General features: G+C 66.4%; 16 protein-coding genes, 2 pseudogenes and 1 CRISPR repeat array. Of the genes and pseudogenes, 13 read left to right on the top strand and 5 right to left on the bottom strand.

Translation table 11 applies throughout. From position 1 onward, the window contains the following. The first annotated feature begins 32 nt into the window (after positions 1–32). The 5 genes from AB0I10_RS31140 to AB0I10_RS31120 are packed head-to-tail and all read left to right on the top strand — an operon-like array spanning position 33 to position 5,113. Positions 33–1,613, top strand: coding sequence for a type I-E CRISPR-associated protein Cse1/CasA (locus tag AB0I10_RS31140; protein ID WP_363156020.1), 1,581 nt, complete (start codon positions 33–35; stop codon positions 1,611–1,613). A gap of 2 nt (positions 1,614–1,615) precedes the next feature. Then, a complete protein-coding gene (casB, locus tag AB0I10_RS31135; RefSeq protein ID WP_363156019.1) occupies positions 1,616–2,212 on the top strand; it encodes a type I-E CRISPR-associated protein Cse2/CasB in 597 nt (198 codons plus the stop codon). After that, on the top strand, positions 2,209–3,552 hold the full coding sequence (locus AB0I10_RS31130; RefSeq protein ID WP_363156018.1) for a type I-E CRISPR-associated protein Cas7/Cse4/CasC: 1,344 nt from the start codon (positions 2,209–2,211) through the stop codon (positions 3,550–3,552). Before casB ends, AB0I10_RS31130 begins: the two co-directional genes overlap by 4 nt. Beyond that, on the top strand, positions 3,549–4,397 hold the full coding sequence (cas5e, locus tag AB0I10_RS31125; RefSeq protein ID WP_363156017.1) for a type I-E CRISPR-associated protein Cas5/CasD: 849 nt from the start codon (positions 3,549–3,551) through the stop codon (positions 4,395–4,397). Before AB0I10_RS31130 ends, cas5e begins: the two co-directional genes overlap by 4 nt. Continuing rightward, positions 4,394–5,113, top strand: coding sequence for a type I-E CRISPR-associated protein Cas6/Cse3/CasE (locus AB0I10_RS31120; RefSeq protein ID WP_363156016.1), 720 nt, complete (start codon positions 4,394–4,396; stop codon positions 5,111–5,113). Before cas5e ends, AB0I10_RS31120 begins: the two co-directional genes overlap by 4 nt. A 703-nt stretch (positions 5,114–5,816) precedes the next feature. Next, positions 5,817–6,454: direct repeats of the CRISPR family, unit length 30 nt; unit sequence GGGACCAACCCCGCGGGTGCGGGGACCAGC. Positions 6,455–7,033: 579 nt separating this feature from the next. Here AB0I10_RS31120 and AB0I10_RS31115 read toward each other — a convergent pair. Then, positions 7,034–7,219 (bottom strand): helix-turn-helix domain-containing protein, encoded by a 186-nt coding sequence (locus tag AB0I10_RS31115; RefSeq protein WP_363156015.1) that lies wholly within the window; start codon positions 7,217–7,219, stop codon positions 7,034–7,036. Between the two features lie 374 nt (positions 7,220–7,593). Between AB0I10_RS31115 and AB0I10_RS31110 the strand changes: the two are divergent. Continuing rightward, positions 7,594–7,740, top strand: a pseudogene (locus AB0I10_RS31110) (peptidase C39 family protein); the annotation flags it as partial. Between the two features lie 4 nt (positions 7,741–7,744). On the opposite strand, the gene AB0I10_RS31105 reads toward AB0I10_RS31110, so the two are convergent. The 3 genes from AB0I10_RS31105 to AB0I10_RS31095 form a co-directional block, all read right to left on the bottom strand. Continuing rightward, positions 7,745–8,536 (bottom strand): site-specific integrase, encoded by a 792-nt coding sequence (locus tag AB0I10_RS31105; RefSeq protein WP_363156014.1) that lies wholly within the window; start codon positions 8,534–8,536, stop codon positions 7,745–7,747. Between the two features lie 475 nt (positions 8,537–9,011). Next, positions 9,012–9,458, bottom strand: a complete 447-nt coding sequence (locus tag AB0I10_RS31100) for a hypothetical protein (RefSeq protein WP_363156013.1) — start codon at positions 9,456–9,458, stop codon at positions 9,012–9,014. Next, positions 9,455–12,931: an ALF repeat-containing protein gene (locus tag AB0I10_RS31095; RefSeq protein WP_363156012.1), complete on the bottom strand. Its 3,477-nt coding sequence runs from the start codon at positions 12,929–12,931 to the stop codon at positions 9,455–9,457. The genes AB0I10_RS31100 and AB0I10_RS31095 overlap by 4 nt, the downstream gene beginning before the upstream one ends. A 412-nt stretch (positions 12,932–13,343) precedes the next feature. Between AB0I10_RS31095 and AB0I10_RS31090 the strand changes: the two genes are divergently transcribed. The 4 genes and pseudogenes from AB0I10_RS31090 to AB0I10_RS31075 all read left to right on the top strand — a co-directional run bounded on the left by AB0I10_RS31090 (position 13,344) and on the right by AB0I10_RS31075 (position 18,589). Next, on the top strand, positions 13,344–13,862 hold the full coding sequence (locus AB0I10_RS31090) for a hypothetical protein (RefSeq protein WP_363156011.1): 519 nt from the start codon (positions 13,344–13,346) through the stop codon (positions 13,860–13,862). 648 nt (positions 13,863–14,510) lie between these two features. Beyond that, positions 14,511–16,052, top strand: a complete 1,542-nt coding sequence (locus AB0I10_RS31085; RefSeq protein WP_363156010.1) for an FG-GAP-like repeat-containing protein — start codon at positions 14,511–14,513, stop codon at positions 16,050–16,052. Positions 16,053–17,188: 1,136 nt separating this feature from the next. Then, a pseudogene (locus tag AB0I10_RS31080) lies at positions 17,189–17,335 on the top strand (peptidase C39 family protein); the annotation flags it as partial. A 606-nt stretch (positions 17,336–17,941) separates the two neighbouring features. After that, on the top strand, positions 17,942–18,589 hold the full coding sequence (locus AB0I10_RS31075) for a ScbR family autoregulator-binding transcription factor (protein WP_363156009.1): 648 nt from the start codon (positions 17,942–17,944) through the stop codon (positions 18,587–18,589). 13 nt (positions 18,590–18,602) lie between these two features. Here AB0I10_RS31075 and AB0I10_RS31070 read toward each other — a convergent pair whose 3' ends face one another. Further along, positions 18,603–19,208 carry a TetR/AcrR family transcriptional regulator gene (locus AB0I10_RS31070; protein ID WP_363156008.1) on the bottom strand — a complete coding sequence of 202 codons (606 nt, stop codon included), beginning with the start codon at positions 19,206–19,208 and terminating at the stop codon, positions 18,603–18,605. Positions 19,209–20,028: 820 nt separating this feature from the next. On the opposite strand from AB0I10_RS31070, the gene AB0I10_RS31065 reads away from it, so the two are divergent. The 3 genes from AB0I10_RS31065 to AB0I10_RS31055 form a co-directional block, all read left to right on the top strand. After that, positions 20,029–20,673 (top strand): response regulator transcription factor, encoded by a 645-nt coding sequence (locus AB0I10_RS31065; protein ID WP_363156007.1) that lies wholly within the window; start codon positions 20,029–20,031, stop codon positions 20,671–20,673. 62 nt (positions 20,674–20,735) lie between these two features. Further along, a complete protein-coding gene (locus tag AB0I10_RS31060; protein ID WP_363156006.1) occupies positions 20,736–21,608 on the top strand; it encodes a hypothetical protein in 873 nt (290 codons plus the stop codon). Positions 21,609–22,025: 417 nt separating this feature from the next. Next, a partial coding sequence (locus AB0I10_RS31055; RefSeq protein WP_363156005.1) for a biotin carboxylase N-terminal domain-containing protein occupies positions 22,026–23,443 on the top strand: 1,418 nt, incomplete at its 3' end.

The following is a 23,443-nucleotide window of genomic DNA, read 5'->3' as shown; positions in this document are numbered from 1 at the left end:
CAGACAACTAGGGAGACTGGAGCATCGATCAGGTGCCGTTGTCCGAAATATGTCCGCCTCCGGCGGCTGACTTACGTCCCCGTTGGGACCCGCGACGACAAGCATGCATCCCGGCACTTACAACCGCCGGGCAAAGTACTTCAGTCACCCTGGTTCATGCTCTGCGGCACGCAGACGATCTGATCGGCATATCGGGAGCGACTGCGGGGGAGACCGTCGCGCTGCTGGAGTACCTCCTTGCTATCTGCTACGCCTCCGGGACCTACCCGACGACGATCGACGACTGGCTCGATCGGGTGTACGGCAGCAGCCCGCTGGTCGACGCCGCGGACTGGCTGGACAGCCGTCCCGACGAGCACTGGGACCTTTTTCACCCCGTACAGCCACTGGGGCAGAACGCTCTCCTCGCTCCCTACGTTGACGAACACGGAGCAGGGCCTGCCCAGTTGGTGATCGAGCACGCCGGGGACTACAACCAGTTCTTCGATCACCGCCACCTCGCTCATCCGGCTCCGCTGCCCGCCGACGTCGCCTTCCGCGCGATGCTTACCCAGCACGCTTACGGACCCGGCGGCCGCGCTCGGATCTCTGGCAAAGAGACCCTTGGCCCGACCCTCACCAACCTGGCTGCCGGACGCCTCGGCGCGCGGATGCGCGTCGTTGCGCTGGGAGAGACGCTCGGCGATACATTGCGGCTCAACCTGACGCCGACCGACGGAGCCCCCGGTCGCTTCAACCGCACCTGGACAGTGGCACCCCAGTCCCGCCGGGGGTTCTTGACCAAGCCGTCGGGGAGGCGGGTGGATGGGCTGGCCGACCTGCACACCGTCCTCGGACGCTCGATCCTCATGCGGCCGACTACCACCAAGGACGGACAACCTGCTGTCGACCGCGTCCTGTTAGCGGCTGGTGAGCTCCTTGAGCCACTGGCCGCTCACCACATGCAGGATGCTGTCTACGAGAAGGCGGCGAACGGTACGGCGAAGCCGTTGCGGCCCTCGGCCTCCCGCGCTCTGTGGCGCGAGGCGCATGCTCTGTACGCCGCTGTCGCAGACCGGGACCACGGTCCCGACCTTTATGATCGCCTCGCCAGGCTCAGTGGCCGTCGGCTCAACCTCTGGACGGTTGGACTGATCGCCAAGCAGACTACAGTTGTTACCTGGGTGTCGGACACGTTCCCTTTCGTGCCGGGCCGGGAGCGTGATCTGCGGTACGCGGCCGAACGGGGTTCCATCATCGCCGAGTACGTCGCCTCCTGCTTGTCCAAAGCAGCGTACGTTGCCTGGACTGTGACGTACCCCAACCCAAAACCGGCCGATAAGAGCAGCCAGATCGCCCGATTCGACGCGGGGACGGAGCACTGGGCCCACACCGCAGAGCCCTTCCATGTGCTACTGGATGAAACCACAGAAGCAACGAGCGAGGGCCAAGTCGACGTGGCGCTCGTCGAGTACGCGACAGAGCTCGCGGACGCTGCCAGGCGCTTCCTGCGCCACCGACTCGACTCGCTGCCCGCCAACTCACGCGGTTACCAGGCACAAGCCCAGGCGATTCGCCGGCTCGAAGGCGACCTCACAGGGCCCAAGGCGCCAGACGAACTGAAGGGGGATTGAAAATGATCGCCGACGCATCAGGCACCGCGGAACGGAACGCAGCCGCCGACGGCATCGAACCGCGCGAGCCCGCGCGCAGCGAACTGCTCACCCACTGGCTCCTCGGCCTGGTGAATAGCCGCAACTACGCCAAACTTGCCGAACTCCGCCGCCCAAGCATCAACCAGACCGCCCACATCGAAGCGGGCTGGTTCGACCCGGGGCGCCGCCAGGTGTTCGAGCAGGTGGCCTTCCTGTTCGCTGTCTATCACCGGGGAGCCTTCGAGCCGTCGAGAGGCTACGGAAGTCTCGGGTCCGCGGCCCGCCGGATCGGCACCAATCTCGGGCGTGGACCCGAGGACGCAGGCGCCAGTCGGCTGATGAACCGCATCGTCGATAGCCGACGGCCTCCCCTGCGACACCTTCAGCACGCCATCACTCGGCTGCGCTCGTGCGACGTGCCGCCGCCTTCTTGGTCACGGCTGGCAGACGACCTCGCCCGCTGGACCGACCGTCAGGCCCGCATCCGTTACCACTGGGCCGTCGACTTCCACGCACCGCCGCCGAGAACCACCACTCGGAACAACCGGACCACCATGACGAAGGACACGCTGACGTGAGCACCCCCGTTACCCTGACCGGGCACCAGTTCCTGTCCCTCCACCTGCTGGAGACCCTCGTCGCGGTCCTCCCAGTCCGAGACGAGAACGGTGCGCCCAAGGCCATCGTCTACGGTGGTGTGGAACGCCACATGATCACCAGTCAGGCACGCCGACGCGCAGAGCGTGTGTATTCGCGCGACCGGGCGAACACCCAGAAGGGGCCCCTCGCCGGACACACGATGGGCGTCCGAACCCGCGAATGGGCGCTAGTGACTGCCCGAGCCTTGGAGACCAGCCATGGCTGGCCCAAGGAGCGGGCTGTGCCGACGGCACGCGCAGTCCTGCAGGCCATCGGCCTCAAATTCGGCGACCCAGCCAAGCCCACCGTCGCCAACCTGACCAAGGTGCTGCTCTTCGCACCGGCGGACGCGGGCGACCGCATCGCTGACCACATCAACACCGAACGGGCAACGATCGACGCGTGGGCAGAGCAATACATCGCGCTGTCCCAGACAGCAACGGTCACGAAGAAGCCCAAGGGGCGGCGCAAGAGCAGCTCTCAGGAGGAGGAAGCGGGCACGAACGAAGCGGACACCGCCGCCGACATCGCCGAGGTCAAGCTTCCCGCGCTTCCGAAGACGACCCGCGACGCGGTCCTGACCGCGCTAGCCCCCCGCGACGCGATCGATATCGCGCTCTACGGCCGCTTCCTAGCAGAAATCGCGGAATCGCCGAATGTGGACGGGGCGATCCAGAGCAGCCACGCCTTCACCGTTCACGAGGCCGAGCACACGGACGACTTCTACGCCGCCGCCGACGACGCCAAGCTCACTCGCAAGAGCAACGCCCTCGACTTCCTCGACGCGACCGATGACTCCGGAGCTGGCATGACCGGCTACCAGTCCCTCATCTCCGGCACGTTCTACCGTCACGCCGTGCTCGACCGCCGCCAACTGCGGCAGAACCTGCGCGCTGCAGGTATGACCGAACAGGACGCCGAGGCCGCTGCCGTTGCTGCCGAGGCGGAGTTCGTCAACGCCTTCGTCAACGCTTTCCCACAGGCCAAGAAAAACTCCACCGCCTCGACGGGGTCGCTGCCCGCCCTGGTACTCGCCTTCGACGGAGACCGCCCATTCAACTACGCCGCCGCCTTCCAAAGGCCCATCGACGAGGTCGCCGAAGGAGGCCCTGCCGGAGAGCTCGCCGTACGCCGGCTCCTCAACCACCACAACTTTGTCCGCCGGCGGCGCGACGACATTACGGCAGGTCGCGTTCTCACCTACGAACCCGCAATCCACGCCGTGCTCCAAGAACTGGGCGTCAAAGACGTTGAATCTGTCGAGGAGCTGACGCCGTGACCGGACACGTTCTGCTCGTCAGGCTCGCTGCCCCGCTGCAGTCCTGGGGGGTGGTTTCCCGGTTCTCCCGACGTGACACCCACAGCCGTCCGACGAAGTCCGGGGTGATCGGTCTATGCGCCGCGGCCCTCGGGCACGATCGGTCCGAGGAACTCGGCGAGCTTGCCGCAGTCCGCTTCGGTGTCCGGGCCGACCAGCCAGGCACCCCTGTGCGCGACTATCACGTTGTCGGGGCCGGCAGATACCCAGTCCGTCCGCGTGACATCATCACCGACTACCGCAGGGCAGCAGCACTGTCCGTGGGCATGGCGAACACCGAGGGCACCTCTTTCGGCCACCACGATCTCGCCGACTGGTACGGAGCGCCAAAGTACATCGTCACTGACCCGGATTCGGGCGCTCTGGTCTCGAAGCAGCTCTCCCGGGGCGCGCTCGTCACCGAGCGTTGGTACCTGGCCGACGCCGCGTTCGTAGCCGCGTTGCAGCACCCGGACCGGGCCTTCCTCGAAATGGTCGCCGCAGCGTTGGAGAGCCCGAAACGCTTGCTGTGGTTGGGCCGCAAGTCGTGTCCACCGTCCGGAACACTGGCAGGCCCTCTGAGCAGCGGGACCGTCGAAGACGTCTTCAGGTCCACTGCACTGCTGCCCTCGCAGAGCGTCGGGGCGCGGCCGTCGCCCCGGCCCTGGGCATGGATCGAAGCGGCGCCGGGCGCACCGGCAGCAGCCCCAGTACAGGACCAGCCTGTCACCTTCGACGAGGACCGTCGCGCGCACACCACGCGGTGGGAGACACGGACCCGCGTCACCATCGCCGAGAACGCCACCGAATGGGACGTTATCCCGTGACCAAGCCCTCCGCCGCCGCGCGCTTCGTCGCCACACACAGCATCCTGACCATGGACGCCCGGCACCCGTACACCGCCAAGTCTCTCGTTGACGCCCAGGACATGCACCGCACTGTCATGAGCGGCTTTCGTGGCTGGGGCGTGGACGGCGACCCCGACGCCCGCGCCCAGATGGGTGTGCTGTCCACCTGGTCCGTCGACCTCAAGGCAGGCGTGCTCGTCCTGGTCGTGCAGTCCAGGGTTCCGGGGGACTGGGCGGGCATGCCCCGCGGCGCACTCACCGACAAACCGCACGTGATCACGGTCGACCGCACCTTTCGCGCCGGTGACTCCCTGGCTTTCCGCACGGTCGTCAACCCCACACGCAGCCGCCAATCCGGGTCGCCGGCTCCGGACCGTCCACGAGGCCGACGCACGGCTCACACTCGCCCCGACCACGTGAGGCAGTGGTTCGCTCGCCGTCTCCAGCCGCCGGGCGAACCGCGCAAGGCTCCCGACGGCGTCATCCGTATCGGTGCCACCGCAGAAGAAGAGTCCCTGGCCGTCCGGATGCTTCCCACGGTCACAAGCCCCAGTCCTCACAGCGGCCTGCGCATAGCCCGCGCGGAAATCCGGGGCACACTCACCGTCACCGATCCCGCCGCCCTGGTCGACACGATGACCCAGGGCATCGGGCACGGACGAGCGTATGGATGCGGGCTGCTTCTCACCCGGTGAGCCCCCTCACGCCCGCAGGAGTGACCCCAAGGGCGCGGAGGAGGTCGCCGACCGCGCGGTGCGTTTCCCGCCCCGCGGGAAGGCCCACCCGCAACAGGGGCAGGAGCCAGGACCGAGTGCTCCTCTTGCGTCCTTGTCTTGCTCGCTGCGCCAGCTGGGCTGGTTTTCCGCTCTCCCGTCCAGCTGGAGCCCGAAGTCGCGCTCCCCATGCCCGCGCGAACTAGCCGGTCAATTCCGGCGGCCGGGACTCCCAGGGAGCCACCGGTAGGCCTGGAGCTGGGCAGCTTTGCCGGCGGGCCCATTCGCGGGGGAGTAGCTGGCCGACGCGGTGCGTGCGCTTCCAACCCCGCGGGTTGCTGCGACCAGGAGGGGACCCAGGCTGTACGCAGGCAGCGCCTGGGACTAATGCCGCGGGTGCGGGGAGCACTCGCCGTAGCCAACGGTGCGGCCCTGGACGGAGGGACCACCCCTGGAGGCACGGGGAGCGCCTTGGGGCGGCCCATCTGGTCGACGGCGACCAAGGACCATCCCCGCAGGCGCGGGGAGCACTGTGTTCCGTGGGTGCCCTTCGATTCGAGGTGATGACGGGACCACCTCTGCAGGTGCGGGGAGCACCTTGGGAGCTGTCGTCCGGCCTCTGCTATTTGAGGTCCCACGCAGGCGGGCAGCGGACCCTCACGGATGGCACCGTCGCGACCGTGACGTGACCGCCCCCGCAGGTGCAGGGACCAGAGGACTGGCGACAAGGGCGCCAAGGACCACAAGGGAACAACCCCGCGGGTGCGGGGCCAGATTCACACTTCGAACGCGAAGCTGCTGTCACAGGGACCAACCCCGCGGGTGCGGGGACCAGAGAGACGGCGAGCGCATCTTCATACGCGTCCAGGGAGCAACCCCGCATGCGCGGGGAGCAGGCGAGCGTGGCAACACCGCTGAGCGCGGACAGGGGATCAACCCCGCATGTGTGGGGAGCAGAGGATCGGGCGCACGCGGTCGGCCATGGCCCGGGGACCAACCCCGCATGCGTGGGGAGCAGGAGGCCAACCACACCTTCGCCCCCGCCGCCGAGGGACCAACCCCGCGGGTGCGGGGACCAGACGGTGCGTCACCTGGCGGTGTCGCGCGGCGGGGGACCAACCCCGCGGGTGCGGGGACCAGCTACCGCCAGGATGTAGCGTTTCGTCCGTTCCGGGACCAACCCCGCGGGTGCGGGGACCAGCTGCGTTTGGCGCATGCGTCGGCGATGGAGCGGGGACCAACCCCGCGGGTGCGGGGACCAGCGGTCCGCACTCCGGGCGAGCCGACCCTGATAGGGACCAACCCCACGGGTGCGGGGACCAGAGGCCGCGACCTGCGGATTCAGGACGGCAGGTAGCCGCTTTTACTTGCTTTCATCGATTCAGGCATATCGACCTTGTGGTGGAGGATGACTGTGATGAAGTAGTAGTCTCTCATCACTTCGCGAAGCGGTACATCGTGTCCCTCCGGCCAGACGTGCCGAATGCGTGAGCGGTTGGACCAAGTGTCACGCCATTGCGCCCTGTAAGTGTCTGACCAGGTAAAAACGGATCGAGTGTGACCGCGGAGCAGAAACCGTCACGATCTTGCAGGCCCGTAGGTCTCGGATTCGAATCCCGAAGGCGGCCCAGCGGATGCAAGCCCTGGTCTGCTGAGACGGCGGCAGGACGCCAGGGTGCTGTCCCCGTTGCCATCAGAAGGCATCGTCGGTCAGGGTCATCCCAGAGATTTTTGAGGGACTTCATGTCTGTTCCTAGGGCATCTCAGGGACTCTCGGCTGTGTAGGCAGGGAAGGCCCTGACAGCGCTGAAAGACACAAACGCACTGGTCAGGGCCTTTAACCTCAGCGCTCGATGATGTTGACCGCGGGCCCGACGCGGGCGGTCTTCTTGTGCTTGACGTTCATGCGACCCCCTGTTCGCGGCAATTCTCTTCCAGCCAGGTCTTGATCTCGCTGGGCCAGAACCGCAGTTGTTGGCCCACGCGAAAGCTGGGGATGGCCTGCTTCTCGTGATTGTCATAAACCCATGAGATGGGCTTTCCGAGAAAGTTTGCCAGGGCCAGCACGGTCCACATCGGTTGGTCCATCGTTGCTCACTTCGTAGGTCGGGAGTGCGACACGATAGGGACGGAACACGGCCGCACCAAACGGCCCATACCATGCCACTTGACCTTCATGGGCCGTGGTGGCGGGCGTCCGCGGGGGAGACGGGGGTGGGAGCCGAGGTGACGCGCAGTGAAGAGTGCGCGTCTTACGGCCCCGGGCTGTCCGCGGTTCCAGTCGCAGCGCTAGAGACCAGCACCGATCCAGCACAATGCCCCCGAACGGACCGGATCGGGCGGCATCGGAAGTCAGCACGAACTCAGCACGACCCGGCTTGGGCTCGTTCGACGTGAACGAGCCCAAGCCGTTGACCGGCATGTTTGCCATCGTGTCAAGTGTCTGCTATCTGCCCGCATCCCAGTTCGAGAACATCTGGCTGCGGACGAAACGGAAGAACGCCGAGGGGAAGGTCGTCGGTGCCACCGGCGGGGTCTGTTATCTGTTCTTCCCGGTGAAGTCAGCACCAAGTCAGCACCGCGTCCTGCGGGACCTGGGGATCCTGTAGCGGATCAGGCCGCCAGGCTCACCGACAGCTCCTCCGGCAGGTAGCCCTCGAAGGTCGCCGTCACCACCTGACGGCAGCGCTCGCGCCCGCCCTGGGTGAGGTGCCCGTAGCGATCGACCGTGACCTTGATGGACCGGTGCCCCAGCCACCGGGAGACCTCGTGAATGGACACTTCATTCGTCAAGGTCACGGTCGCCCATTTGTGCCTCAGGGAATGAGGTGTGTATTCCGGAAGCCCCAGCCGCTTGATGGCCCGATCCCAAGAAGCGCGCACAAGCCCGGGATATGTCATCCCGCCCTGCTGGTTGAGAATGGGGAAGCGATCGGCGAAGGCAGCGAAGTACTCCGGCACCGGAACGTCGCGCCATTCACCTTCCTTCCGGTGCTTCAAGGGCGCGTATCGCGCCACATAGAGTCCGTCCTCATCGCGATACCGGACGACTTGGCGCCGCAGGCGCAACAGTCCGTCCTGAAAATCCTCGGAAAAGACCCCAAGCGATTCGCCGATACGCAGCCCGCCGCAAGCCATCAGCCACAGCGCAGGCTCCAAGCGCGGCCCGATGGCCTGCGCGATGGCCTTGATCTCTTCGAGGCTCGGAAGGCTCCGCTCATCGACCAGAACCACTGGACTATCAGGCTTCTCCGCTTCCTTGACCGGGTTGCTGGATATGCGCCTGTGGCGCACTGCGTGGGAGAAGAGCGATGACAACGCAATGCTGCGCGCGTCGATCGTGTTCGGCTTGGCCCCGCCCTTCGCCCACCGTGCGTACAGCTCTTCCACATCGGCGGCCGTCACCTGAGCGATCGTCTTGCGCCCCAGGGTGTGGCAGGACGTGAAGCCGCAGGATGTGCTCGTACGACTCCCAGGTGCCGCCCGGCAGGAGCACTCCGTTGAGCCAGTCCTCGGTATAGCGACGAAGGGAAACCTTGCTGGCGTTCGGGTCGATAGACGTGTTCTCGCGCTTGTTGTTCTCCACCTTGGTGGCGAAGTCCACCGCGTCCTTCTTGCGAGATCCCTTGTCCAGGACCGTAGCCACATCCAAACCAATCCGTCCGAGAGTCCCCGACGGGTCTTCCCGCCAGGGGGTGTTGTTGTAGCTCGGAATTCCGGCCGCGCCAAATGTGGGCAGGGGCTGATGATTTGGCTACGTGGCAACTCGGGCGAGGGCCTTGAGGTTTGCGTCATGGACGATGGGGCGCCGAAGCTTGCCGTCGAAGTGCCCCGCGAGGGTCCGCCAGCAAGCTGACGGACCCTCATGCAGGATCGAGGTCTAGGAAGACTTCTTGAAGATGAACTTATTCGATGAGTCCTCCGAGATGGGCATGTAGATGCCGCCCTGGGCTCCCTTGTCCAGAACGTGAAGGTCATCTATGAGTGCGCCGACTTTTTTCCCTGTCTTGAGATCGAGAGTGATCTCCTGGTCCACAAAGGCGTTTGGTTTCTTCTTTAGGGTCCATGTGCCGTCGCCGGTGATGGACCCTATGGGTTTCTCGCTGGACCAATCGAAACCGCCTGGGATCTTCACTGCCTCGGCCGTGCCGTCTTCATGCAGGGTAACGCGCGCTCCCTGGGGCCCGGACCAGGTGCCTATGAGTTCGCTCCGTTCTGCAGAGGCGCCAGTGAGGAACCCCGAATCAATAACGCGGTAGACGAGAAACCCTCCACCGGCGAGCGCCAGCGTGACGCAGAGCACGGACAGCAGGACGACCTTCTTCATCGCAATTTCACCTCTTCTTCCCAGTACACAACCTGGTGCTTTGTTCTCATTGGTAGATCGAACTGATCCGCGATTCCGGTGAGCGGTTTGCCGACATATTTTTCAATATATTTCTTGGCGGGACCCGGTAGGTGCGTGAAGGAAGTGATGGTGGTCTTGTTCTCGATCTGGATTCCTACCTTGGCTTTTCCTGTCCCGGAGTCTTGCGAGATGACCTTGAACTTGTAGTTGTACGAGCCGAGGAAGGTGGCGGTGGAGGTGCCGAACTTCCCGCCGGAGGACCGGTTTTTGGTCGTTCCTGTCCAGCCGAGTGTGAGTACATCTGTAGCGTCCGACAGTAGTCGAGGCCAGCCCTCATGCGTCATGACGCTGTAGCCGCCCTGGAAATCGTCTGGGTCGCCCTTGTGGATCTTCGCGGCGATCTCGGCGCGGACGTAGTCCATCGAATGGTCATTGCGGATCTGCTCGGTGAACTCGTCCCCGGCAGTGAAGAAGTCCACCTTGTTTCCGGTTCCGAACAGCCATTGGAACCCGAGGTCGATGGCGTCCGGCTTGGGTTCTTGGCCGGCCTTCCAACCGGCGACCAGCGCTTCCCGCAGGAACTGGAGCTGCTGCCGCTCCACTTCCGATAGAGCCTGCTCCGTCTTGCGGCGCCGTTCCTCCTCCTGACGGCGTATCTCTTCTTCCTTGCGCTTCTTGGCCATGTAGGTGCCGAAGGCCTCTTTGTAGGCCGCAGCGGCGGCCGCCGCGTCCTTGCCGGCGGCCTCGGCCGAGGCACGTGCCGCGTTCGCGGCGGCGTAGGCGGAGTTGGCGGAGGCGTTTGCCTGCATGGCGGAGACGGAGGCGCGTGATGCATCGTATTCGGCCTTGCCGGCATCGCGTTCGGCCGCGTTGGCCGCCGCGTCTGCCGTGCGCGCGGACTTTGCGGCGTCGGCTGCCGACTTTTCGGCCTCCGTCGCGTGCTTGCCGGCCTCCGTCGCGTACTCGCTGGCCTGACCGGCCGACTTCCCTGCTTGTACGCGGTATTTTTCGGCGTCATTCGCGGCCTTGTTGGCCTTGGCGGCGACGACGCTTGCCTCCGCAGCGTTCTTCTGCGCGGTGGCGGCTGTTCCGGCTGCTTCAGCTATGAGCTGCTGGACTATCGCGGTGTGGCTGGCGGTGAGATGGTCCTGCCGCGCGGTCGCGTACTGCCCGACTTGGATGAAGTCGTGCAGGGCCTCCGACGTCCCTTCGAGAGCGATCCGGGCCGCTGCCTTTGTCTCGCCACCGCCGCTACCCGTCAGCTGGGTGGCGCGGATACGCTCGTCGTCTTCCTGGGCGGTGTACTGGCCCTCGCTCAGAAACTTGCGGAGCTTGGCGATCGAGCCATCCCTCAGTACCGCCTGGGCGGCGTTCTTGAGTTCCGTGCCACCGCTGCCCGCGATCCGGGTGACGCGGATGCTGTAACCGGTCTGCGCGGCCTCGTCCGCGCCGGTGCGGAGGAACTCACTGATCTGCTTGGCGTCGCCCTTGAGCGCCTCATCGGCCCCCTTCCGGACATCCTCGTAGGCGCTGTTGACCGCGAGGTTCTGGACCCGTGCGCGTTCGTCCTGTTCGGCGGCCTGCTGCCAGCCGGTGCGCAGGTACTCCTTGACGGCATCGTCGGAGCCCGACAGCGCGCTCCTGGCAGCCGCCTGGCTCCAGAGGCCGCGGGTCTTCATCGCCAGGACAGCGACCTTGCGGCCCTTGGCCACCACACCCTTGGCGTCGGCATCGGACTTGGCGGCTTCCGCGACCAGACGCTTGGCTTCGTCATCGAGTTCCTTGGCGGCCTTGGTCTGCTTCGCCGCTTCCGCCTGCTCCAGGTATTCGGACTGTTCCTCGGCCCTGGCCTTCTCGATACCCGCCTGGGTTCGGGCCTTGAGCTCCTCCGCCTCGATTCTGACCGCGATGCTGTGGACCTTGCGGGCGGTGGCGACCGCATCGGTCGCCTTGTCAGCAGCCTCCCTGGCGGCCTTCGCGTGATCGGAGGACTGCTTGGCGGCCGTTGCCGCCTCGCCCGCATGGTCTGCTGCCCGTTTCGCGGCGGTCGCGGCATTCCTGGCGTGTTCGGCGGCCTTGCGAGCTGCTGCTCGCGCCTGGCCCGCGGCGTTGGCGGCCTCGTAGGCGAGGTCTCGTGCCGCTATGGCGGCACGGCGCGACTCCCGGGCCCGGGCACGGGCGGTTGCCGCCCACTGCTTGGCCCTGGCGGACTCGGCACTTGCCGTGCCCGCGTAACGGCCCGCCTCATCCGCCGCATCGGCGGCCGCATCGGCATTGTCGCTGGCGCTGGAGGCCGCGTTCGCCGCATCGCCGGCTGCCCGGGCGGCAATCTCCACCTGCGCGGCTGCCTGCTCCGACTTCTCGGCCGCGGCCGCGGCCGAGTTGGCATCCTCGGCAGCCCGGCGTGCCGCCGAAGCGGTGCTTGCGTCGGTTGCCGCGTTGGCAGCCGCATCCCGAGCCCGTGACGCAGCTGCTGCGGCTGCTGCCGCCGCCGCAGCTGCCCTCGCGGCGGCATTCGCAGCCATCCGGGCGGCGTGGTTGGCCGCCTGCGCCGTGCTGATGGCTTCCTGCGCGGCATTGGCGGCACCCTTCGCCGCCTCCGCCGCGCGACCCGCCCAACTCGCGGCCCTGTCGGAGTCCTTGCCGGCTTTCTGCGTCTCCTCGGCAGCCTTCTTCGCCTGGTCCTTGGCCAGCTGTGCGGCTGTCACTGCCTTCTTCGAGGCTCGCTTGGCGGCCTCGGTCTGCTGTTTGGCGTCCTCGCCTGCTTGCTTGGCCTGTTCGGCCAGCTGGGAGACGGTGGCCCGTTCCTTGTCGCGGTTGCGGGCGATGTTCTGCCCCACTGCGAGAAACTCGCGGACGTCTTCGATCGAACCCCGCAGTGCGACGTTCGCGGCCTCCTTTGTCGCCGGGCCGCCAGCCGACATGATCTGCGTGGCACGGATCCGGTCATCCGACTCCAAGGCCGGGAACTGCTCCTTCTCAAGGAACGTGCGGACGTCCTCGATCGAGCCCCGCAGCGCGGCCTGGCCGGCCTTCTTGACCTCAGGACCCGCCGCGGTGGTGATCTGCGTGGCAAGGATCCGCATGTCCGTCTCGGCCGGTTCTTTCCATCCATCCTTCAGGAACTTGAGCAGTTCGTCTTTCGAACCGGACCGCAACGCCTTGGAGGCGGCCTCGCGTACCGTCACACCGCCCGCGGTGAATATCCGCGTTGTACTGATGCCGTAGTCGGTGAACTCGGCGAAATCCTTCTCACTGTCGAGGAATGTGCGGATGTCCTCATCGGTACCCAACAGCGCAGCCTCGGCTGCGGCCTTGACCATGGGACCACCCGTCGTCCACAGCTCCACGACGCGACCACGGGCGACAACGCCCGCCTCCGGCACGCCGGTTGCGGCGGCGGGACTTGCGTCGAGCAATCCCGCAAGGACCGTCAAGGGCAGCAGGCTCAAGCACAGCTTCCGTATGCCGAATCCCCACCTGCCCCCAGGTCTCGTCAAGTAAAGCTTGTCTCTCACCGATTGTCTTTCTCTGTTCAGTTACCGCTGTGGCGTCTTTCGACGCCGCGAGCATAACTGGACGTACAGGTGAACAAGCAAAGGGATGAGGGGGATGTGGCGCAATCCAACAGCAGGCCGATAGATATGTTTCAGGCGCTTAAGACGAGTAAAAACGCGAAAGGTTGCACACCGCAGCTATGTTGTTATCGCTCTGTTATCCAGCCACCATGACTGCTCGTTGAGTTTCGCGGGTGGTAGGTTCACAGTTGCCCATTCGGCCCATTTTCTCTGCGGTTTCCTGTTGTTGCCGTAGTACACCTGGAAGGAATCTCTGGTGATATCTCGTGCGCGCAAGGCGCTGACTGTGGGCGTCATCAGCGCCGCTGCGGCCGTCGTGGGTGGCTCCACCCTCGCCGTTGCGCAGGCGGCGCCGCAGCTCGCGCATGACGCCGCCCAGCGGTCCGCCGACGATGTGTCCCCGCCGTATGCGGTGGAGACCTTCGATTACCCGAACGCGGCAAAGATCCTCAAGGAGCAGGGAATCTTGCTCCGCAAGGGCGACGGCCACATCGTCCTAGCCGACTGCCGGAACCCCGATAGCAAGGACATCCAGGTCTTGACCTCGGTCAAGCACCCAGGACAGACCATGCAGGGCCGGTACTGCTTCAAGGTCACCGGGACCGGTAAAATCGGCTACCTCACACTGGAACTTCCCCAGGTCTACAACATCATGACCGGTGATGTCGCCGTTCAGGCCGACCTCACCTCGGCTGGTGAAACCCAGAGCGTCGACGTGCCCAAGAACGCCATCAAGGGGGTTGGCCCCGGCGCCAACCCGCCGGCTGGTCCCACCGTTCTGGTTGCGCTTCGCGTCAAGGGCTGACCACAGGCCCTCCCCGGGCCCCGAGAACCCGCTGTCGGGTTGGTTGGCGTGAACTGTGGGCTGGTTCCTTCCGGGTGGCAAAGCAAATGGAGGGTGTTGCGGTCATCGCTGTACGAGGCCTTCCAGTTTTCAGCGGAGATAATCTCGCGCGATGCGGCTGTACCACGGTTCCCGCTCGCCTTCCGCGAGGTTGATGGGTGCTGTACGAGCCGAGAGTGCGTACGAGATGGTGCGCGCTCTCAAGGCCGATAGGACCTTTACTGTCACCGACCGGCCGGCCGGAATTCGACTTCGACGACAAGCCTGTGCGCGCGGGTGGCGGGGCCGACATGTGAAAACTGGTGCCGGACGACAAGTGCATCGGGATGGATAGCGACGTCGACCTTCAGTGGCAAGGGTTTCACGTGCTCCTGGAGCTGCGACCGCCTTTACCGGTCCTGTGGTTTCTCGCTTGCCGGGAGCCAGGAAAAGCCGCGCATGCACTGCTTCCCCGGGGCCCCGGACTTCTGCCATTTCCACTCGCGGCGTCCCGGTGCCGGAGGCGAAACCCACGGGGCGACTCGGACGACACATCCCACGCACCAGAAGCATCGGTGGAGAGCTGCCGACCCCACATCTATGAAATCGAAACCCAGACAAGGGAGACGTATGTCTGTCAGACGTTCGCGCGCCGCCCTGGCCGCAGGACTTCTTACCTCCACCATCGCGGCCGGTGCGCTGTCTGCTGCTCCCGCGGCCGCTGTTGTCGGACCTGCCACCAAGGACGGCTCGTACCCGTTCACGGCGAAGCTGGACATCGGTGGGCAGCGCAGCTGTTCGGCCGCATTGGTTGATCAGCAGTGGCTGGTCACGGCCGCCAGTTGCTTTGCGGACAATCCGGCGCAGAGCCTTGAGGTTCCTGCCGGGGCGCCGAAGACGAAGACCACCGCCACGGTAGGCCGCACGGACCTGACGCGCGATGGCGGCTCTGTCATCACCGTGGAGAAGCTGGTTCCTCGCGACGACCGTGACATGGTGATGGCCAAGCTGGCCAAGCCCGTCACAGGTATCGCCCCCGTCGACATCACAGCCAAGGCCCCGCTGCCGGGCGAGGACGTCTTCGTGAGCGGCTACGGCCGCACCAAGGACGAATGGGTCCCCGACCGCTTGCACTACGGGCGCTTCTCCGTGGACGCTGCGAAACAGACCTCGCTCGGTATCGCAGGCAAGGACGACGGCGCTGCCGTCTGCGAGGGCGATACTGGTGCTCCCGTATGGCGCGATATCGGCGGCCGCTACGAACTCGTGGGCGTCAGCAGCCAGTCCTGGCAGGGCGGCTGCTTCGGCCACGATGACGAGACCCGCACCGACGCTGTCGCGACCCGCACGGACGACATCGCCAGCTGGATCCAGACGGTGCGGCTTGCGACGAAGTTCCAGGACGTCAGTGACGTGATCACCTCGATCGACTTCAACAGCGATGGCCGCACCGACGTCGCCGCTGTGATGAACGACGGCAACCTGCACGCCTTCTATGCCAAGCCGGACGGCACCCTGCAGTACGGTCGTGAGCTGTGGGCCCACGACGGCAGCTGGAAGGGCTACCAGCAGATCATAGGCGGCGACTTCGACGGCGACGGCCAGGGCGACATCGTCGCGCGGCGCGATGACGGACAGCTGTTCCTCTACACCGGCACGGCCAACGGCACGCTGAAGCCCCGCGTCGAGATCTGGCACGACAAGAGCTGGCGGACCATGCACCAGATCGTGCGCTACCGCGCCGACACCTCCGGGCGTGACGGCCTGGCCGCCGTGTGGGGAGACGGCTCGCTGCACGCCTACACCACAAAGGCCGACGGCACGCTCAGCGGCAGCAAGCGCGACCTGTGGCACGACAACACCTGGGGCACCATGAGGATCCTGGCCACCGGCGACTTCAACGCCGACGGCCGGGACGACATCGTCGCCGTGACCCACGACGGCAGTTTCCGGGTCTACAACGGCAACACCAAGGGGACCCTCACCGGCGGGCCCAGCCTGTGGGAGGACAAGTCCTGGCGCACGATGAGCGCCGTGCTCGGCGGCGACTTCAACGGTGACGGCAAGACCGACGTCGCCGCCCGGTGGGGGAACCGTAGCCTGCACCTCTACCCGGGCAATGGTAGGAACGCCATCAGTGCTGGTCCGTCCATGTGGCCCGTCGGCCGGTAACCCACCACAGCACGACCCCCGTGTGGTGGGTGTAGGGCCTGGAAGTGGTGCACCCACCATGTCAGCAACGGCCCTCATGGCAGCCCAGGTTCGATTGGTCCTTGCAACACCCCGGCGCAAAGGGTGCCATGGGCTGCGAGAACCGCGACCGTTCGGTCAATCTGGGGATTCGGGCGCCGGCGGAAGAGCGACGGCTTTACCTTCGGCTCATGCAACAGGGCATGCGCTACAGGGAAGCCGCCGCGATCGGGAAAGGGCCTCCGACCTGCGTCGGAGGCCCTTTCCGAGCTTTGAGACCCCTGCCCGTTCAGGCAGCGAGAAGCCCCGAAAGGTCCCCGGGATCAGCTGCCTGACGAGCCCTCTGACCGTGCGATTCGGAGGACGGTGGGCAGTTCTGCGGACCCGCTGCGGTGTGGCGGGGGGGGCTTGGGGTCCCGCCTTCTTGGGCGGGCGTGGGCCGTGCCGGCAGGTCGGTGAGGTGCTAGCGACCCCGCTTCCGCTTCGTCTGCCGCTACGTCATGTCACCGAGTCGGTGCCGCTCGGCAGACGCATCAGTAGTTTTCCATGTTCGTTCGCAACATCCCTGGCACCACAGAGTTTCTCGAAATGCGGGCGCATGGGGAACCAGGCTCACACCGGTGCGGAGAATTCGCTCTCGGCGGTCAGCCTCACGTACCCCGCTCGGGCAACCACGACCTGCCGCTCGTGTTGTGCGAGGCGGGCCCACTGTCCGCCCCAGGGAGGTCTCAGGGACGTTCCTCGACGTCACTAGGGAAGGCCCTGACCGCGCTGAGAAGTAAGCGCGCGCTGGTCAGGGATTGTCGTAGGCCCAAGAAATCACATGACCTTCATGGACCAGTCGTGGCGGGCCTCCACGAGGGAGATGGCGTGGGAGCCGAGCTGACGCACAGTGAAGAGTGAGCGTGTCGCGGCCTGGGCTGTCCGCGCTTCCGCCCGCCAACGCCGGAAGCCAGCACCGATCCAGCACAACGCCACCCACCACACTGGAAGGGACGGCAGCGGAACTCAGCACGAAGTCAGCACCGCCCGGCTTGGGTTCGTTCGTAGCGAACGAGCCCAAGCCATTGACCTGCACGTTTGCCGCCCCGTCCAGCATCTACTACCGCCCCGCATCCCAGTTCGAGAACATCTGGCTGCGGACGAAGCGGAAGAACGCCGAGGGGAAGGTCGTCGGTGCCACCGGCGGGGTCTGTTATCTGTTCTTCCCGGCGAAGCCGGCAGCAGCTCAGCGGCGGGTACTCGCGTCGTTGGGAATCCGCTGAGCATGTGCACCCCGAAGGTGGCCTCGATGACCTGACGGCAGCGCTCGCTGCCGTCGAGGGTGAGGTGGCCGTACCGATCCACCGTGATCTTGATCGAGCTGTGGCCCATCCATTGTGACTTCGCGTGGATGGGCACAGCGTTGCTCAGGGTCACGGTGGCCCAATTGTGCTGCGGCGGATCTTCGCGTACTCGGGGACCTCGCGATCGTGCAGTTCCTTGAGGCGGGCCGTGCGTTCGTCGGTCGTAGGTATGCGGAGTGCGGCTGAGATCTCACAGTACAAATCGCTCATGTGGCGGGTCTGTTCGATGAGTTCGAGAGAGGCCGCGCGTCGGCTCTCGCGCAGCGCGAGCCGCGGCCCTTGCCTGGACGGGGGCGGCCCAGGGGTTGCCCCGGCTGGTGACCCAGGTGGCGAGCACGGCGGTGCCGCCGGTCAGGGGGCAGGACGGCGATCGAGAGAGTTCACGGAGCGTTGTCGGCCACAGGGCCTCAAAGTAGACGGTTCCAGGGGGAACTACGGGGCGCCGGTTCGCATAACATACAGGACGGCCGGGCTTTTTTTATGTGGAGATCTGTTGGAGGCAGGATGGCGCGGCAGGAGCGTGCGGTGCGTACCCGCAGTCGCATCGTGCGGGCAGCCGCGGAGGCGTTTCGGGAGAACGGCTACGAGGGCACGTCGACGACGGACATTCTCAAGCGGGCCGAAGTGACGCGCGGTGCGCTGTACTTCCACTTCCCCTCCAAAGAAGCGATCGCGGACGCCGTGGTGGAGCATCAGATCGAGCTGCTGCAGCCGCCGGTGGCCACCTCCTTGCTGCAGCAGGTCATCGACATCACCTTCAAGTTCGCCCGCGCCCTGCAGGACGACATCGTGCTGCAGGCGGCGGTGCGGCTGGCGGTGGAGGAGACCTCCTACCGATCCGGCCGGACGGTGCCGTACTTGTGGTCCTTTCAGCAGTTCAGTGCGCTGCTGCAGGAGGCGCAGGAGACCGGCGAGCTGCAGCCCGGCGTCGATGTCGATGACACCGCGACCATGGTGGTCGGAGCCTTCACCGGTATCCAGCTGGTCTCCCAACTATCGGATTCCCGCCGGGACATGCTGTACCGGGTGTCCGTTTTCTGGCGGTCGGTGTTGCCCGGCCTCGCGGTTCCCGGCCTGCTCACGCGCCTGGAGGTCGGGGAGCGGCGGGCCGATGAGCTGGAGCGGATGGATCGGTTGGACAAGGGGCGGCGGGGGCTGTCGCAGGCCGGGTGATGAGGGCGTGGGATCACGGGCCCTGGGTGAGGTCGTTGTCGAGGTCGGCGACGGTCACGGCCATGAGCAGCTGCCACATTCCCTCCGCGCAGCCGTCGTCCCACCATTCCGTGTCCAGCCGGTCCACCGCTTCGAGGCCGACCAGGACGCAGGTGAACAGTGCGGCGGTCGCCCGGGGTGGGGTGCGCCGTCGCAGTCGGCCGCGCCGGCTCTCGACTACGGCCCGCCGGCGCAGGATTCGCTGAGTGCGGCGGATCAGGGCGCGGGCCGTGGTCCGGTCGGACAGCAGCAGCTGGGTCCCCGCCCGGATTGCCGTGTCCGAGCGCAGTTTGCCGCGCAGGGCCGTGGCGAGTTCGTCCACCGCCTCGGCCAGTGGCCCCGGATGGCGGAGCAACTGCCGTCCGAGTAATGCCAGTTCGGTCTCTGCCGCGGACCGGATGCTGGCCAGTACGTCCTGTCGGAGCGCGAAGTGGTGGTTCAGGGCGCCGCGGCTGATGCCGGCCGCCTCACACATCTGTCCCAGGCTGGCTTCCGGGCCGTAAAGGTCCACCGCTGTGGCCGCCGACCCGATGATGAGCTGACGGGTGCGGGCGGCCCGGGGCTGAAGGGGCTTGGTCATGGCACTTCCTCGGCTGGGTGGGAACTGCTCCGTGGCGCCTGGTCACGGAGCAGCACAACGGGCCCCGAACTGCCGCCTCGCGACTGTGTGCAGGGCGTTTCTGCTGGCCGTCGGGCTGGGCGGTGTTCCTCGGGTATCCCGGTCACCCATGGGAGACCGGCATGCCGACCGGCCTGCCTCGTAGCGGGGTGACCGCAATGGTAACAAACAGGTCTGCCTGTTTCGTCTCTCCCGTGGTGCGTTGGATGTCGAGGGGTGGGTGTGGTTGTGCGTTGGCCGGGGGGTGCGGGGAAGGCGGTGTTGACGTGCGAATATTTGCTTGATCTTTGTGCTTGATGGTTGGTAAGGAATGGAATGCTGCACGTCAAGAGGTGGTTGGGTCGGGGGTAGGCTTCAAGTGGGGTGCAGGCCTCCAGGATCGGCCTATGCCTTGCTTTAGAAGGCTTAACTCGGCTTATTTCTTCGGTAAGTTGGGATATCGGTGCGCTGGCCTTGTGATGTATCTCAGCCCTCGTTGACAAACAGGTAGACCTGTTTTGTATGGTGAATCAGTTGTTGTCTCCTGCGCGGGCCTGTGGGGAGCTATCCGTCGGGGGCGTTGAACGTTATTCATCAAGGGGGATAGATGCATTCACATCCGACGAGCCTTCTGGAGGCCGCGCTTCCCGCGAATCTTGGGGAGGCGACAGGAACAGCGGGTGTCACGGCAGAGGCTCAGTTAGGGCGGCAGGGCGCTGGATATGCGGCAGGGCATACGGCCGGACAGGACGCAGGGCAAGGGGCAGGGCAGGGACGCGCTGCGGGACGGAATCTGTGGCGGGTGCTCGTGGTCGAGAGCGACGCCGATGCCGCGGAGAGTCTGGTTCAGAGCCTTCGCCGACACGGCCACAGCACCAGCAGTGTCGACACCGGCAGCAAGGCCTTCGACGCTTACGTGCACGTGGACCTGGTGCTGATCGATCTGGAACTGCCTGATCTGGACGGCGTTGAGGTGTGCCGGCAGCTGCGCGCGGTCAGTGAGGTGCCCATCATCGTCGTCACCGCGCGGGCCACCGAACTCGATCGCGTCCTGGGGCTGCAGGCCGGCGCTGACGACTACCTGGCCAAACCGTATGGGTTACGGGAGCTGCTGGCCCGTATGGACGCGGTGATGCGCCGTGCCAGGCCGCAGCCGGCCGCATCGGCCCTCACACGCGGACCTTTGCACATCGACGCCCGGACCAGAGAGATCTGGGTCGACGACCGTCTCGTCGACACCACTCGCAAGGAATTCGACCTCCTGTACCTGCTGGCCTCGCGCCCAGGTGAGGTGATCTCCCGTCAGCAGGTCGTCCAGGAGGTCTGGGGCAACTCCTGGTCGCGCCGCACGCTCGACACCCATGTCAGTAGCCTGCGTGGCAAGCTCGGTTCGAGCGACTGGATCATCACCATCCGAGGGGTCGGGATCCGGCTCGGCGGGCGGTGACCGCTGTGTTCGCGGATTGGTCAGGCACATCAATAGCGGAACACGGGGACAGCGGGGACGGGATGAACACCAGCGGGGAGTACGGCGGCACGGCGCGCGCGGTCTGCGAAGGGGCGGAGTGCGCACAAGGGGGATCAGGGGCGGGGCAGGTGTCGGCCGCGGCGCGCTCACGTCTGTGTCTGGAATGTCGTGACCAGTTCATGATGCGGCTCAAGGGCTTGCCGATGCTGTACGAGGAGTGCGAGCGCCGGCTCAGCGGGACGCAGACCGGCCTGCGTGAAAAGGCGTCGGGCGGTTCGCTGCCCGGCATGCCGTTCAACGGCGCGGCCGCCGACATACGGTCCGCCATCCTCACCACGCTCGGCTCGTGGAGCGGGTTGGTCGCGGCGGAACGCCAGATCGCGGCGCCGCCCCGCTCCGTCGATACGCTCGCGGCATTCCTGGTCCAGCACGCGCACTGGCTCGCCGCGCACCCCGCGGTCGCCGATGCGACCGGGGAACTCGCCCGGCTCAGCCGGGCGGCATACCGGGTGACCCAACCCGCTGTGCGGAGACGGGTCCGCGTCGGAGCGTGCGTGGCCGTCGGCTGTACGGGCGAACTCGCCGCACACATCCGTGGCCAGGGGCGGGACGCCGAGATCGTCTGTGACGCGGATGCCGACCACAGCTGGCCGGGGCACGCCTGGACGGAGCTGCGCCGCCGCATGCAGCAGCCGGGGCCCGCCGTGGTCGCGGGGCCGTGTCCCGAACGGTGGCTCAGCGTCGCGGACATCTCCCGACTGTGGGACCTGTCCACCAGCAGCGTGTACCGGCTGGCGAGCGAGCGGCAGTGGCGACGCCGCCGCGACGCAGGGCGGGTGCGCTATGCCGAATCCGACGTCCACGACAGCCTCAGCCGTCGTGCGGCGCCGACGTGGCGGGCGGCCGTGCGCTGAGTTCGGTGACGGGCGGCGGACAGCCGGGTAACTGCCCTTCTGTGCAACCGGGGTGTGCCGGTTCTTCTCTTCGGAGAGGGACCGGCACGCCCCGTTTTGTTGTCGCAATTCCGACCGCCCGTCGGTGGATCTGACACTGTGCTGACGTTTTTCTGCGCGCCGGGAGCGGAGGCAAAGAAACGCCTGCAGAATCTGACCGAAGTCTGAAACTCGACCCCCTTGAATCATTGCTTCGGACCGAAGAAGCTGATCACTACCTTCCGGTGCAGTGTCCCCGTGGCCCCGAGGAATGACCGAACTGTGCCCGGCTACTGCCGAATTGGAATTTCCCGGCATTGTCCTTGGCGATGGCCTCGGCACTGTCGTCAGTGTTGCCCTCATCGGGGCCGAGATAACGATCCAGGAGATGACAGCTTCGTGCGCAAGGTGCTCATCGCCAACCGGGGCGAAATCGCTGTCCGCGTTGCTCGGGCATGCCGGGACGCCGGGATCGGGAGCGTAGCCGTCTACGCCGAGCCGGACCGGGATGCCCTGCACGTCCGCGCAGCCGACGAGGCCTACGCGCTGGGCGGTGACACTCCTGCCACCAGTTACCTGGACATCGCCAAGGTCCTTGCGGCCGCCGCGGAGTCGGGCGCGGACGCCATCCACCCGGGTTACGGGTTTTTGTCGGAGAACGAGGAGTTCGCGCGGGCGGTGCTGGATGTCGGGCTGATCTGGATCGGCCCGCCGCCGCAGGCCATCCGGGATCTGGGTGACAAGGTGGCGGCCCGTCATATCGCCCAGCGTGCCGGGGCCCCGCTGGTGGCGGGCACCCCCGACCCGGTGTCGGGGGCGGAGGAGGTGGTGGCCTTCGCGAAGGAGCATGGTCTGCCGATCGCCATCAAGGCGGCGTTCGGCGGCGGCGGCCGCGGCCTGAAGGTCGCCCGCACCCTCGAAGAGGTCCCGGAGCTGTACGACTCGGCGGTCCGCGAGGCCGTCGCCGCGTTCGGCCGCGGTGAGTGCTTCGTCGAGCGCTATCTGGACCGCCCGCGGCATGTGGAGACCCAGTGCCTGGCCGACCAGCACGGCAATGTGGTGGTGGTCTCCACCCGGGACTGCTCGCTGCAGCGCCGTCACCAGAAGCTGGTCGAGGAGGCCCCCGCGCCGTTTTTGACCGAGGAGCAGAACGCGGAGCTGTACCGGGCGTCCAAGGCGATCCTGCGCGAGGCCGGCTACGAGGGTGCCGGGACGTGCGAGTTCCTGGTCGGCCAGGACGGCACCATCTCCTTCCTTGAGGTCAACACCCGCCTGCAGGTGGAGCACCCGGTGACCGAGGAGGTCACCGGCCTCGACCTGGTCCGGGAGATGTTCCGTATTGCGGACGGTGAGGAGCTGGGCTACGACGACCCGGCGGTGCGCGGCCACTCGTTCGAGTTCCGCATCAACGGCGAGGACCCGGGCCGCAACTTCCTGCCTGCGCCCGGCACGGTGACCCGCTTCGAAGCCCCCTCGGGGCCGGGGGTGCGGCTGGATGCAGGTGTGGAGTCCGGGTCGGTGATCGGTCCGGCATGGGACTCGCTCCTGGCCAAGCTGATCGTTACCGGTGCCACGCGTGAGCAGGCGCTGCAGCGTGCGGGGCGGGCGCTGGCGGAGTTCGCGGTGGAGGGCATGGCCACCGCGATTCCCTTCCACCAGAAGGTGGTCGCCGATCCGGCGTTCGCGCCGGAACTGGCCGACTCGGCCGCGCCGTTCACGGTGCACACCCGCTGGATCGAGACCGAGTTCGTCAACGAGATCAAGCCGTTCGCCGCGCCCGGCGCGGACGAGGCCGAGGCGGACAGTCGCGAGACGGT

It is taken from the genome of Streptomyces sp. NPDC050636 (assembly GCF_040654775.1).
GTDB lineage: Bacteria > Actinomycetota > Actinomycetes > Streptomycetales > Streptomycetaceae > Streptomyces.
The sequence above is the reverse complement of the archived record's forward strand: the minus strand, read 5'-3'. Positions and strand labels throughout refer to the sequence as shown.

Bases quoted from the DNA above. Each gene is read 5' to 3' on its own strand.
- casB (WP_363156019.1), top strand. From the start codon at position 1,616: ATGATCGCCGACGCATCAGGCACCGCGGAACGGAACGCAGCCGCCGAC.
- AB0I10_RS31060 (WP_363156006.1), top strand. From the start codon at position 20,736: ATGAACACCAGCGGGGAGTACGGCGGCACGGCGCGCGCGGTCTGCGAA.
- AB0I10_RS31085 (WP_363156010.1), top strand. From the start codon at position 14,511: ATGTCTGTCAGACGTTCGCGCGCCGCCCTGGCCGCAGGACTTCTTACC.
- AB0I10_RS31115 (WP_363156015.1), bottom strand. From the start codon at position 7,219: ATGGACCAACCGATGTGGACCGTGCTGGCCCTGGCAAACTTTCTCGGA.
- AB0I10_RS31070 (WP_363156008.1), bottom strand. From the start codon at position 19,208: ATGACCAAGCCCCTTCAGCCCCGGGCCGCCCGCACCCGTCAGCTCATC.
- AB0I10_RS31100 (WP_363156013.1), bottom strand. From the start codon at position 9,458: ATGAAGAAGGTCGTCCTGCTGTCCGTGCTCTGCGTCACGCTGGCGCTC.